The sequence below is a fragment of the Helicobacter sp. NHP22-001 genome (assembly GCF_030270165.1).
Classification (GTDB): Bacteria; Campylobacterota; Campylobacteria; order Campylobacterales; family Helicobacteraceae; genus Helicobacter; species Helicobacter gastrofelis.
Genome location: NZ_BSWS01000001.1, coordinates 43984 through 57589 on the forward strand (window position 1 = coordinate 43984; position 13606 = coordinate 57589).

Consider the following 13606-nt stretch of genomic DNA (forward strand, 5'->3'; position numbering starts at 1 on the left):
CATCGTTTAACCCAAATGGTGCGGTGAATTATCTACTTTTACACCCACTTTTTTATCTTTGTAAAGCCCGGTGCCTACAGGAATCATGCGCCCTAGGACAACATTTTCTTTTAAATCTTCTAAGAAGTCTTTTTTCATGGCAATGCTCGCCTCTGTGAGCACCTTAGTGGTTTCTTGGAAGCTAGCCGCAGAGATGATGCTATCACTACCAATCGCCGCACGGGTGATGCCAAGGAGCACGGGCTCAGCAATGGCCGGCTCGCCCCCAGAGTGCAACACCCGTTGGTTTTCCTCTTTAAAGTGCTTTTTGCTCACCAAATCGCCCTCAATGAATTTTGTGCTCCCACTGTCTAAAATCCGCACTTGGCGCAACATTTGCGACACGATGATCTCGATGTGCTTGTCGGCGATATTCACCCCTTGACGGCGGTAGACTTGTTGCACTTCGCTCACGATGTATTTATGCAACTCTTTTTCCCCACTGATGCGCAAAATGTCATGGCTACTCACCACGCCATCGGTGATCGCCTCGCCGGCATGCACGAACTCGCCCGGGTGCACCAAAATTTGCTTGCCCTTGTCGATGAAATACTCAGCTTTGCGCCCATCGATTGCGGTGATACACACCCGTTCTTTATTACGCACGGGTTTATCAAAGCTCACCTGCCCGTCAATTTCGCTTAAAATCGCTAAGTCTTTAGGTTTGCTTTTGCGTGCTTCAAAGATGTCGGAGACGCGGGGCAAGCCGCCTGTAATGTCTTTAGATTTGGCGGTGGCTTTGGGGATTTTGGCGAGCACATCGGCAATCTCCACTTGCGCACCATCGGCAATGGTGATCGAAGTTTTAGGCTCTAGGGGGTAGTGAAGGGGTTCTTGGCCCTCTGCTTCGATCATTAAGCTAGGTTTAAAGCCCGTAGGGATGTATTCATTCACCACTAAAGAGTGCACGCCCGTGTTTTCATCCTCGGTCTCAGTCACGCTCACCCCCGCCACAATGTCCACAAAGCGCACCACGCCGGCAATGTCGGCGATGATGGGGGTGTTGTAGGGGTCCCAGCTGGCGATGACATTTTTACTTTCAGTGCTGGGTTTGACTAAAAGCGTGTCGGCTTTTACGGGGCTGTTGTCGTCCACTTGCACCAAAGAGTTGCGCGCGATGTAGTGGCGGATCGCCTCCTGGTCGTTTTCATCGGCAACCACGGCAAATAAGCCCTTTTCCTCCACGATATCGCCGGCTTTAATGCCCCGCGCGCGCTCTAAGTGATCGCCCACGAGGTTATAAAACTTCACCACGCCTTTTTCTTTGGCAAGGGTGTTTTGGGTGATGGGGTCGTTGTCTTGCACGGCGATCTCGCTGGCGTAGGGGATGCGATTTGGCACATTCCAGCCGTCTTTGATGATGTCAGCGATGCTGCCCCCCTCATGTACAACATGCCCATTGCTATAGGGCAGGTAAATTTTGCCCTCAATTTTACCGCTCACGCCGGCAAGTTCATTAGGTTTAGCCACATCGCTTTTACGCAACACAAACTTGGCTTTTTTGTCGCCATCGCTCACACTTAAGACCACCTCTTCGTGCGCGCTGTCGATTTTAAGCGTGCCGGCAAAGGGGGCTTTGATCTTGGGTTCAACCACCAAGATCGCGGCGTTACGGCGATTCACGATGATGTTCTTGCCCTCTTTGTTTTGGTAGGTTTTGACATTGAAAAAGCGCACAAAGCCCTCATTGCTTGCCACAATCTCGCGCTCCTCTTGGCTCCTTGAAGCCGTCCCGCCCACATGGAAGGTGCGCAAAGTTAATTGCGTGCCCGGCTCGCCAATGGATTGCGCCGCCACCACGCCCACAGCCTCGCCCGGCTTAACCATTTTGCCCTCGCCTAGATTCAAGCCATAGCACTTGGCGCACACGCCCTTTTGCGCCTTACAAGTTACTGGCGTGCGGATGGTTACGGATTTAATCCCAGCTTCGACAACCCGTTTTGCTTTCTCTTCATCCACCATCGTGTCGGCATTTAACAACACTTCGTTTGTGAGCGGATCGATGATGTCTTCGACCAGCACTCGCCCAAAAATGCGCTCTTCTAGTGGCTCGATGAGCTCGCTGCCCACGGTGATGTCGGTGATCTCAATGCCCTCGTGTGTGCCGCAATCCTCTTGCACGACCTTAACATTTTGGGCAACATCGATGAGTTTGCGGGTGAGGTAACCGGCGGTGGCGGTTTTTAAAGCGGTGTCGGCTAGCCCTTTACGCGCCCCGTGTGTGGAGTTGAAATACTCGAGCACATTTAGCCCCTCTTTAAAGTTAGAGATGATGGGGGTTTCAATGATCGAGCCATCGGGTTTAGTCATCAGCCCACGCATGGCAGAGAGTTGGCGGATTTGCGCGGCTGAACCCCTAGCCCCGCTATCAGCCATCATATAAATGGAGTTAAAGCCCTGCTTATCGCTGGCAATGGCTGCCATCATCTCTTGGCTCATGGCGTCATTGACTTCGGTCCAAATGTCAATGATTTTATTGTAGCGTTCTTGCTCGCTCAAGTGCCCGCCCTCAAATTGCGCTTGGATGTCTTTGACCCGCCCTTTAGCCACCTCCACCATATGCACTTTATTAGCGGGAGTGATGATGTCCTCCATGGAAATAGAGATCCCCGCTTTGGTGGCGTATTTAAAGCCTAGGTTTTTAAGATTGTCTAAGAATTTAGCCGTCTGCCCGATCCCGCTCTCTTTATAAACAAAATCCACCAACGCCCCGATGTCTTTTTTCTTAAGGACCTTATTCCACAAGTGAGTGGGCACAAAGTCAGGTAGAATAGATTTAATCACCAGCCGCCCGGCAGTGGTTTGCAAAATGTGGCGTTCTTGTAATACCCGCACCTTGGCATGCACATCCAATTCTTTGGCATCCACTGCCATTAAAACTTCCGCCACGCTAGAGAAAAGTTTATGCTCGCCCAGCACCCCGTTTTTTTCTAAGGATAAGTAGTAAATTCCAAGCACCATGTCCTGGCTAGGCACAGCCACAGCCTTACCGCTAGCTGGTAGCAAGATATTCATGGAACTTAGCATTAAAACCTTGCATTCGGTGATCGCCTCTTGGCTTAGGGGCACATGCACAGCCATCTGGTCGCCGTCAAAGTCGGCGTTGAAGGCAGAGCACACCAGCGGGTGCAGTTGGATCGCCTTGCCATCGATGAGTTTAGGGTGGAAGGCTTGGATGGATTGTTTATGCAGTGTGGGCGCGCGGTTTAAGAGCACCGGATAGCCCTCCACAATTTCCTCTAAGCACTCCCAAACCTCGTTGGTTTTCTGCTCAATCATGCGTTTGGCTTGTTTGAATGTAGTCGCAAAACCCTTTTCCTCTAACTTAGAGAGCAAATGGGGCTTAAAGAGCTCCAATGCCATATTTTTAGGCAACCCGCATTGATCCATGTTGAGATTGGGCCCCACCACGATCACGCTGCGGCCCGAGAAATCCACCCGTTTACCCAGCAAGTTTTGGCGGAAACGCCCTTGTTTGCCCTTGATGATCTCGCTTAGGGATTTTAAGGGGCGTTTGTTTGCGCCTTTCACGGCATTGGCGTTGCGCCCATTGTCAAACAAGGCATCCACGGCTTCTTGTAACATGCGCTTTTCATTACGCACAATAATTTCGGGCGCACCCAGCTCCATAAGCCGTTTCAAGCGTTGGTTGCGGTTGATCACGCGGCGGTAAAGCTCATTCACATCGCTCACGGCAAACTTACCGCCATCTAACGCCACAAGGGGGCGTAAATCTGGGGGCAACACGGGCAAGGCTGTTAGCATCATCCACTCGGGGTGGTTGCCTGAATTGATGAAGCTTTCCACGACTTTGAGGCGTTTTACCAGTTTCTTTTTCTTAGCATCCGAATTGGTGTTTTTCACCTCTTCTTTTAACGCCTCAAGCAAGGCGACAAGGTCTAATTCCTCCAAGAGCTCTTTAATGACCTCCCCGCCCATTTGTGCGTTGAAGTCGGGATCGGAGTTGTGCCGTTGGATGCTTTGGAATTGCTCCTCGTTTAAAATGTCGTATTTCAACACGGGTTTTGTACCCTCGATGTCGTAACACGCGCTGGCGGGGTCTTTCACAATGTAGGCTTCGTAGTAGAGCACGCGCTCTAAATCTTTCATTTTAATGCCTAAAAGCGTGCCAATGCGGCTAGGCAAAGAATTGACATACCAAATGTGCGCCACAGGGGTGGCTAGCTCAATGTGCCCCATTCTAAAACTACGCACTTTAGAGCTGGTGATCGCCACGCCGCATTTTTCGCAAGTGCCAATGGTTTTATAGCGGGGTTTCTTATACTTGCCACACAGGCACTCGTAATCTTTCGTGGGTCCAAAGATTTTCATACAAAAGAGCCCGTCCCTCTCGGGTTTGAGCGTGCGGTAGTTGATGGTCTCTGGCTTTTTCACCTCCCCATAGCTCCACTCGCGGATTTTATCCGGGCTGGCTAAAGTGAGCTGGAACGAGCTAAAGTCTTTGGGGCGCTCGTCCTCTTTAATGACAATGGGTTTTGGCATGCCAAATTCATCCACTTCCTCATTAAAGATATTCACATCCAAAGCCAAAGATTGCAACTCTTTGGTGAGCACATAAAAGGTTTCGGGGATTTCGCTCTCGCCCACATGCTCGCCTCTGGCGATCGCGCGGTAGGCATTCTCTCTGCCCTTGATGTCATCGGATTTCACGGTCAGCATTTCCTTTAAAGTGTGCGCCGCCCCATAAGCCTCCAAAGCCCACACCTCCATTTCCCCAAAGCGTTGCCCCCCAAAAAGTGCCTTCCCGCCCACAGGTTGGTGGGTTACCAAAGAGTAGGGTCCCGTGCTTCTGGCGTGCACCTTTTCATCCACGAGGTGGTGGAGTTTTAACATATACATGTAGCCCACATTGACGCGCTCTTTCATTTTCTCGCCCGTGCGCCCGTCAAACAGCTCGGTTTTGCCATCTAGATCGATCTTGGCAAGCTTGAAAAGTTCCATGAATTGCTCTTGACTGATGCCCTCAAAGACGGGGATGGCAAATTTCACACCATTTTGCCAATCACGGGCGTATTCTAAAAGTTGCTCATCGCTACATTTTTCAAGCATTTTTGCCAAGTCGTGGTTATGGACATTTACCACATGGGCAATCTCTAGCATTTTAGTGCGCAGTTTTTTTAGCATGTCGGCGGTGTGCTCTGCCAAAAGGGCTTGGATTTGTTTGCCTAATTCCTTACCTACAAGCCCTAAATGCACTTCTAAAATCTGCCCGATGTTCATGCGGCTTGGCACGCCTAAGGGGTTTAGCACAATGTCGATGGGCTCGCCATCGGCAGTGTAGGGCATGTCGGCAATGGGCACGATATTAGACACAATGCCTTTATTCCCGTGCCGCCCTGCCATTTTATCCCCCACTTTGAGCTTGCGCTTCGTGGCGATGTAAATTTTGACTTGCTTAATCACCCCATTGGGTAAAATGTCGTCTTTTTCTAGGATAGAGAGCTTTTTCTCGTGGCTTTGCCCTAGAAGTTTCTTCTGCTCTAAAATGTTGAGCTTGATTTGCTCGAAGCGTTCTTGCACTTCCTTGCTGAACTTTTTAGACAAAGAGATCAAGCCAAAGCGGTTAGTGCTTTCCACGACTTCTTTGGGGATTTTGCTCCCTTTGGGGTAGGTAACATCGTTTAAGGTAACTTCTTCCTCTAAAGGCTCTTGGGAGAAAATCGCACTGATTTGTAGGGCTTCTTCTTTATCTAGCATTTTAAAATGTTTATCGTGGCGATCGTCTAAGACCCATTTTTCCTCTTCATAGGCACTTGTGGCGCGTGCATCCTTTTCATAGCCTTTTTTGGTGAAAATTTTCACCCCGATCACCACGCCCTCTAAAGAAGGAGGGCAATAAAGCGACTTATTCACCACATGCCCGGCTTTGTCCCCAAAAATGGCGCGTAGTAGCCGCTCTTCAGGTGTGCTTTTCATTTCACCCTTGGGCGAAACCTTGCCGACTAAGATCATCCCTGCGCTCACATAAGTCCCAATTTTAACGATCCCCCCGTTATCCAAGTGAGCGACTTCCTCCTCCTTGACATCGGGGATATCGGCGGTGAATTCCTCAATCCCGTGTTTAAGCTCCCTAGCCTCGATCTCTTTTTCATAGATGTGCACGGAGGTGAAGACATCGTCTTTGGTGATTTTTTCGCTCACCACGATCGCGTCTTCAAAGTTGTAGCCGTTCCAGGGCATGAACGCCACGCGGATATTTTTACCTAGGGCTAGTTCGCCTTGATCCATGCTTGGTCCATCGGCGATGATTTGCCCCTCTTCCACCACATCGCCCACTTTCACGATGGGAACTTGGTTAAAGCAGGTGTTTTGGTTGGTGCGTAGGTTTTTTTGCAATAAATAAGAGCTGATGTGCGGTCCCTTCTCAGGGTCTTTTTCCACGATGTAGATGTTCTCTGAATCCACTTCATCCACAACGCCCCTACGCTCCGCCTTCACGCTCCCCCAAGAATCCCTGGCAATCACGCTTTCAATGCCCGTGCCCACAATGGGGGCTTCGGCTTTAAGCAGGGGCACGGCTTGGCGTTGCATGTTCGTCCCCATCAGCGCGCGGTTGGCATCGTCATGCTCTAAAAAGGGGATCAAAGAGGCGGCCACACCCACTAAGATTCTAGAGCTTAAATCCATAAGGGTTACTTTACTCTTTTCATTGAGCGCAATTTCCCCACCCACGCGCGTTTCTACCAAGTCCTCTTGGATATGCCCTTTGGCGTCTAGTGCGGTGCTGGCGGGCGCGATGACATGCCCCTCCTCTTGAATGGCGGTGAGATACTCCACATCCCCGCTCACCTGCCCTTCTATCACTTTTTTATAAGGGGCTTCAATGAAGCCTAGTTCATTCACCCTTGTGAAAGTGGATAGGGTATTGATGAGCCCGATGTTTTGCCCCTCTGGGGTTTCAATGGGGCAAATGCGCCCGTAGTGCGTGGGGTGCACATCGCGCGCCTCAAAGCCCACGCGATCTTTCACCAAACCGCCCTCACCCAAAGCGGATAAACGGCGTTTGTGGGTAACTTCAGATAAGGGGTTGGTTTGGTCCATGAATTGGGAGAGTTGCCCGCTCATGAAAAACTCTAAAATGGTGCTGGTGATCATTTTAGAATTCACCAAGTCGTGGGGCATGAGCGCATCTAGGTTGGTGTTCATGGTGGTGAGCTTGTCTTTAATGGTCTTTTGCATTTTCATCAAGCCCTCGTGCAACTCATTGGCTAAAAGCTCACCCACGGCGCGGATACGGCGGTTGCCTAAGTGGTCGCGATCGTCAATGCGGCCTTGCCCGTTTTTGATTTTAATGAGGTATTTCACGGTCTCAATGATGTCCTCGTGGGTGAGCACCGTAACATAGTTAGGCACCTTTAAATGCAATTTGTGGTTCATTTTCATGCGCCCAACCATTGTCAAATCGTAGCGCTCAGGATCAAAGAAGAGTTGTTGCACATACTGCTGGGCGACTTCGGCTGTAACGGGATCGCCCGGGCGCATGACTTTATAAATGCGAATCGCCGCCAAAGCGTTTTCATCCTCCACTTTTTCGCTTTGTTTCAAAAGTTTTTGCGATTCGCTTTTAAGCGACTCGTTGTCAGCACTAAAGGATCTAATGATGGAGGCGTCATGGCCTAGGGCTAGGTCATTGGCGATGACAAACTCTTTCACGCCCGCTTCTTTGAGTTTGTCAAGTTTGGGTTGTTCTAAGAGGGTTAAAGCGTCTAAAAGGGTTTCTTTGTTCTTGTCTAAAATGGGTTCGGCTAGGTAACGGCTCAGTAAAATTTTAGTGGGATATTCTACCCACTCAACCCCACTTTCTCTAATTTCCTTGGCTTTTTTAGCGGTGAGTTTGCGGCTGGCGGCTAAAAGCACCTGCCCTTTTTCATCCTTTAAATCAAACTCCAAGCGGCTATCTGTGGCGATGCTTTCAAAGGAGATGAAGTAACGCCCCTCTTCTCCTTCGGGTTTGTAGCGCACTTTGAGCAAGGGATAGAAAATACGGATGATGTCTTGTTTGCTATAGCCTAGGGCTCTAAAAAGAATAGTGGCAGACACCTTGCGGCGTTTGTTGATGCGCACATGCAAGATGTCTTTGACATCGTATTCAAAATACAGCCAAGAGCCGCGATCGGGGATGATTTGCCCGGTGTAAATGAGTTTATTCGCACTGGTGGTGGATTTTTCCTCTTTAAAAATCACCCCCGGGCTTCTGTGCAGTTGATTGACCACAACCCGCTCAACTCCATTAATAATAAAGGAAGTGCGATCGGTCATTAAAGGGATTTCGCGGATAAAAATGCTCTGTTCTTTAATGTCCTTCGCACCTAGTTTTTCGCCCGTTTTAGGGTCTTTCTCCCAAAGAATGAGGCGGATTTTGATTTTAAGATAGACAGAATAAGTGATGCCCCGCTCCATCGCCTCGCGCACGGTGTATTTGGGCTCGCCGTATTCACAGCCCCCGTATTCTAAGGTGATGCGGTTTTGGCTATCGTGGATGGGAAAGACGGATTTAAACACCCGCTCAATCCCACTTTCTCTGCCCTCTTTGGCGTATAAAAACGCCTCATAGCTGTCCTTTTGTAGGAGCAAGAGATTAGGGACCTGCAAGTCTTGGGGCATTTTTGTAAAATCTGCACGCAACCGATTTCTTAAAGTTTTCATGTCAATAAACCTTTTTGATGGAGATTGGAGGCTGGAAACGACACACACATAAAAATTAAGTTCAATTTAAATCCATTTGGCGGTGTTCCCCTTAATACACGCTTACCCCTCCTTGTCCCCTCCTTTTTTAAAAATCTTTACTTAATCTCAGCCTTCGCCCCGACTTCTTCAAGTTTCTTTTTAATGGTTTCGGCTTCCTCTTTATTCACGCCCTCTTTGAGCACATGGGGAGTTTTCTCGGTGGCTTCTTTTGCCTCTTTAAGCCCTAAGCCGGTGATTTCACGCACGACTTTAATGACTTTGATTTTTTCCGCCCCGGTTTCAGCGAGCACCACACTAAATTCGGTTTTCTCTTCAACCGCTTCTGCAGGGGCAGCACCAGCAGCACCGGCCACCACAGTGGGGGCGGCACTCACGCCAAATTTTTCTTCAAAGGCTTTCACAAGTTCGCTGAGTTCTAAAACACTCAAACCACCAATGTACTCTAATACATCCTCTTTACTAATTGCCATGCAAATCCTTTATTCTTGTTCTTTTGCTTTTCTCAAATTGTCTAAGCCCGTCACAAAGTAGCGCGCCGGTGCCGTCCAAACAGACAGCAACATGCCAATAAGCTCTTCTCTGCTGGGCAGCTTAGACACCGCTTCAATGTGCTTTGTATCCACCGCTTGCTTTTCAAACAGCCCCATTTTGACAATGAAGCGTTCTTTATGCTCCTTAGCAAAGCCCATGACTAATTTAGACAACGCGATTTGATCCGCGCCCCAAATGAAGACATTGGTTTCTTTGAGTTCTAAGGGCTCTAGATTCGCCCCTTTTAGTGCCAAAGACGCAAGGGTGTTTTTAATCACTTGGACGCTGATGCCCTGCACTCTCGCGGCGTTACGCAACTTTTCTAAATGCTGCACTTGCAAACCCTTGTAATCGCACACCACAAGGGCTTGCATTTGGCTAAAGGCATCGGTGAGCTTAGAAACCAGCTCTCGTTTTTGTTCTTTATGCATGTTTCCTCCTTTCCAACTAACTTCCACAAGGCGCAAAGCGATTAAGCCCTAAAGCCCTTGTTTCTTCAGTTAAAGATAAACTATTTCACATCCATAAGTTCTTGAGAATTCAAACGCACCCCGGGCGACATCGTCAAGGACACCACGCTGTTGCGGATATACTTGCCCTTAGAAGTGCTGGGTTTCAAGCGGTTAATCGCTCTTACAAGCTCTAGCATGTTATCTTGGAGTTGCTCTTGTTTGAAACTCGCCTTGCCAATGGGGGCGTGCAAATTGCCCTTTTTATCCACCCTGAAATTCACCTGTCCGCTTTTAGCGTTGCCAACCGCCTTTTTGACATCCATTGTTACGGTGCCGGTTTTTGGATTAGGCATCAGCCCCTTAGGCCCTAAAATACGCCCCACTTTACCCACGATCGCCATCATGTCTGGCGTGGCGATCACCATGTCAAAATTCGTGTTGCCGTTTTTAATTTCTTCAGCCAAATCCTCGCCCCCGACCACATCGGCCCCGGCTTCTTTCGCCTCATCTAATTTGACATCTTTGGCAAAGACCGCCACACGCACTTTTTTACCCGTGCCATGGGGCAAAACCACCGCCCCACGCACCATTTGATCGGCGTGCCTTGGATCCACGCCCAAACGCAAAGCCACTTCCACGGTTTCATCAAATTTCGCAGACGCTAAAGACTTTGCTACGCTAATGCCTTCTTCAAGGCTATACACTTTCTCTCTGTCAAACTGAGAGTTTAACTTTTCTACCCGTTTTGCCAGCTTTGCCATAGTTATCCTTCTACCTCAATCCCCATACTGCGCGCACTCCCCATGACGATTTTTTTTGCCGCCTCGAGGGTGGTGGTGTTGAGATCTTCCATTTTAGTTTGGGCGATTTCTTCCACTTGCTTCATGGTGAGCTTGCCCACTTTATTTTTTAGGGGGTTGTCTGAACCTTTAGCCACCCCACTGGCTTTTTTAATCAAGTCTGTAACAGGAGGCTTTTTGGTGATAAAAGTGAAACTTTTATCTTGATAAACCGTGATGATGACGGGGATATTAAAGCTTCCCATGTCCTTGGTTTTCTCATTAAACGCCTTACAAAACTCCATGATATTCACGCCCCTTTGGCCTAAAGCAGGACCAATGGGCGGGCTGGGGTTTGCCTTACCGGCGGGGACTTGTAATTTAATCTGCCCGACAACTTTCTTTGCCATGCACTCTCCTTAAATGATTTTTTCCACTTGAGAATATAAAATTTCGATCAAGGTGTTGCGCCCAAAGATGGACACATTGAGTTTCAACTTGCGGTGCTCCACATCGTATTCCTCCACCGTGGCGGTGAAGTTTGCAAAGGGACCTTCAATGATGCGCACCACTTCGCCTTTTTCGTAGTAAATCTTGGGTTTGGGGGCGGCGCGGTTCGTCATTTTCTCTAGGATATTGCCGATGTCCGCATCGCTTAAAGGCGTAGGTTTCTTGCTCTCGCCGATAAAACGGCTCACACGGGGCAGAGATTGGATTTTATGCCAAAGCACGGTGTCTAAATCCACTTTAATGAACACATAGCCGGGGTATAGGCTACGCTCGGTTACTTTATTCTTGCTCTTTTTAGACAGCTCGATCACATCCTCGGTGGGCACGATGATCTCTTGCACCCGATCGCTGATATTGTTTTCACGCACCATGTTTTCAATGGCTTTTTTCACGGACTGCTCGCTGCCTGAATAAGTTTGGATCGCATACCACTCCATACCCACGCTAACCCCTTAAAGGATGCTCGCAACAAAAGACGACAAAACAAAATCGATCAAAGTCAAAAACAGCGTAATGATGGTTACGACAATGAGTACGGACACCAAAGCGTTTCTGATCTGCTCTTTGAGCGGAAAGATCACCTTTGATAGCTCTTCTTTTGTCAGCTTGTATTGTGCTATTAACTTATCCATGCCACCTACTTTAAATTTCACCCCTGGCAGGCCAGGAGGGACTCGAACCCCCAACAATCGGTTTTGGAGACCGGTGCTCTACCATTGGAGCTACTGACCTACAACCCCCCTCCTATTGCCTAGCTGCTTTTAAGCTTCACTTCCTTGTGGATCGTGTGCTTATTCTCTCTAGGGCAGAACTTTTTGAGCTCCAGTTTCTCTGTGTTTGTCTTGGCATTTTTGGTTGTGCTGTAATTGATCTCAGCACAATCCGCACACTTCAATCCTACCTTAACTTTCACAATGCGTCCTACTCGATGATTTTGGTAACCACACCCGCGCCCACGGTTTTACCGCCTTCACGGATCGCAAATTTTGTCCCAAGTTCTAGGGCAATAGAGCTGATGAGCTCTACCACGATTTTAGTGTTGTCCCCGGGCATGATCATTTCAGTGCCTTCAGGCAAGGTAATAGAGCCGGTTACATCGGTGGTGCGCACATAAAATTGGGGACGATACCCGTTGAAGAAGGGGGTATGGCGGCCGCCTTCCTCTTTAGAGAGCACATACACTTCGCCCTCAAATTTTTTGTGTGGAGTGATGGAGCCGGGTTTGCAAAGCACCATGCCCCTAAAGACTTCCTCTTTTTTAGTGCCACGCAAAAGCACGCCCACATTGTCCCCGGCTTCGCCTTTTTCAAGCTCTTTTCTAAACATTTCTACACCGGTCACAGTGGTTTTTTGGGTGGGTTTAATGCCCACAATTTCCACTTCATCTTGGAGTTTCACAGTGCCACGCTCAATACGACCGGTCACCACGGTGCCCCGCCCGGCAATGGAGAACACATCCTCTACGGGCATTAAGAAGGCTTTTTCTATGTCACGCTTAGGAGTGGGGATGTATTTATCCACTTCTTCCATGAGTTTAAGCACTTTTTGGCCCCACTCGCCGATGTTGCCCGCTTTGGCTTCCTCTAGGGCTTTTAGGGCAGAACCCGCCACAATGGGGGTGTCATCGCCGGGGAATTCATAAGTGCTTAGAAGTTCGCGCACTTCCATTTCTACAAGATCTAACAACTCTTGATCATCGACCATGTCTTGTTTGTTTAAGAACACCACGATGTAGGGCACACCCACTTGGCGGGCTAGTAGAATGTGTTCGCGGGTTTGGGGCATGGGGCCATCAGCGGCAGACACGACTAAAATCGCGCCGTCCATTTGGGCGGCACCGGTGATCATGTTTTTGACATAGTCGGCGTGGCCGGGGCAGTCTACATGCGCATAGTGGCGGTTTTCTGTAGAGTACTCGATGTGAGAAGTGGCGATGGTGATGCCCCTTTCTTTTTCTTCTGGGGCGTTGTCAATGTTGTCATAATCTTTCAGTTCAGCTAGACCTTTTAAAGAGAGCACCGCAGAGATCGCCGCGCTCAAAGTGGTTTTGCCATGGTCCACATGCCCGATGGTACCCACATTGACATGGGGTTTGTTTCGTTCAAACTTCGCTTTTGCCATTGTTTTAACTCCTCTTATAGAATTTAAAGCATTGTGTTAAGGGGGAAACTGGAGCCCATAAGCGGGATTGAACCGCCGACCTCTTCCTTACCAAGGAAGTGCTCTACCCCTGAGCTATATGGGCATTCTCCCTACACTGGAGCGGGAAACGGGGCTCGAACCCGCGACCCTCAGCTTGGAAGGCTGATGCTCTAGCCAACTGAGCTATTCCCGCACTGGTGGTGAGACGTGGATTCGAACCACGGAAGACGAAAGTCAGCAGATTTACAGTCTGCCCTCGTTGGCCACTTGAGTATCTCACCTACTGGAGCTGGCTAAGGGAATCGAACCCCCAACCTGCTGCTTACAAGGCAGCTGCTCTACCAATTGAGCTAAGCCAGCGCAAAATAAGCTGCTATTATAGCTAATTTAACTCCCCCTTGTCAAGCCCTCTCGCTTAAGGCCAAATAATGTTATAGTAAGCCC

Annotated in this window: 9 protein-coding genes and 5 tRNA genes; all 14 read right to left on the bottom strand. The window is 49.1% G+C overall.

The window, feature by feature from the left end:
* Positions 1–6: 6 nt before the first annotated feature.
* Positions 7–8706, bottom strand: coding sequence for a DNA-directed RNA polymerase subunit beta/beta' (locus tag QSJ47_RS00220; RefSeq protein WP_285602081.1), 8700 nt, complete (start codon positions 8704–8706; stop codon positions 7–9).
* A gap of 137 nt (positions 8707–8843) precedes the next feature.
* Entirely contained in the window at positions 8844–9218 is a 375-nt protein-coding gene (gene rplL, locus QSJ47_RS00225) for a 50S ribosomal protein L7/L12 (RefSeq protein WP_285602082.1), read from the bottom strand.
* A gap of 9 nt (positions 9219–9227) precedes the next feature.
* The gene (gene rplJ, locus QSJ47_RS00230) at positions 9228–9710 is read right to left on the bottom strand and encodes a 50S ribosomal protein L10 (protein ID WP_285602083.1); all 483 of its coding nucleotides are present in this window, start codon (positions 9708–9710) and stop codon (positions 9228–9230) included.
* 80 nt (positions 9711–9790) lie between these two features.
* Positions 9791–10492 carry a 50S ribosomal protein L1 gene (gene rplA / locus QSJ47_RS00235; RefSeq protein WP_104742013.1) on the bottom strand — a complete coding sequence of 234 codons (702 nt, stop codon included), beginning with the start codon at positions 10490–10492 and terminating at the stop codon, positions 9791–9793.
* 2 nt (positions 10493–10494) lie between these two features.
* Positions 10495–10920, bottom strand: coding sequence for a 50S ribosomal protein L11 (rplK, locus tag QSJ47_RS00240; protein ID WP_104742012.1), 426 nt, complete (start codon positions 10918–10920; stop codon positions 10495–10497).
* Between the two features lie 9 nt (positions 10921–10929).
* Complete coding sequence (gene nusG, locus QSJ47_RS00245; RefSeq protein ID WP_221272623.1) at positions 10930–11457, bottom strand: transcription termination/antitermination protein NusG; 528 nt, start codon at positions 11455–11457, stop codon at positions 10930–10932.
* 15 nt (positions 11458–11472) lie between these two features.
* Positions 11473–11652, bottom strand: a complete 180-nt coding sequence (secE, locus tag QSJ47_RS00250) for a preprotein translocase subunit SecE (protein WP_053825715.1) — start codon at positions 11650–11652, stop codon at positions 11473–11475.
* A gap of 24 nt (positions 11653–11676) precedes the next feature.
* Positions 11677–11752: transfer RNA gene (locus tag QSJ47_RS00255), tRNA-Trp, on the bottom strand.
* A 19-nt stretch (positions 11753–11771) separates the two neighbouring features.
* On the bottom strand, positions 11772–11933 hold the full coding sequence (gene rpmG / locus QSJ47_RS00260) for a 50S ribosomal protein L33 (protein ID WP_015107255.1): 162 nt from the start codon (positions 11931–11933) through the stop codon (positions 11772–11774).
* Between the two features lie 8 nt (positions 11934–11941).
* Positions 11942–13141, bottom strand: coding sequence for an elongation factor Tu (tuf, locus tag QSJ47_RS00265; protein ID WP_285602084.1), 1200 nt, complete (start codon positions 13139–13141; stop codon positions 11942–11944).
* A 49-nt stretch (positions 13142–13190) separates the two neighbouring features.
* Positions 13191–13265: transfer RNA gene (locus QSJ47_RS00270), tRNA-Thr, on the bottom strand.
* A gap of 13 nt (positions 13266–13278) precedes the next feature.
* Positions 13279–13355: transfer RNA gene (locus tag QSJ47_RS00275), tRNA-Gly, on the bottom strand.
* A gap of 2 nt (positions 13356–13357) precedes the next feature.
* Positions 13358–13443 (bottom strand) — tRNA-Tyr (locus QSJ47_RS00280).
* 3 nt (positions 13444–13446) lie between these two features.
* A tRNA-Thr gene (locus QSJ47_RS00285) sits at positions 13447–13522 on the bottom strand.
* Positions 13523–13606 lie beyond the last annotated feature (84 nt).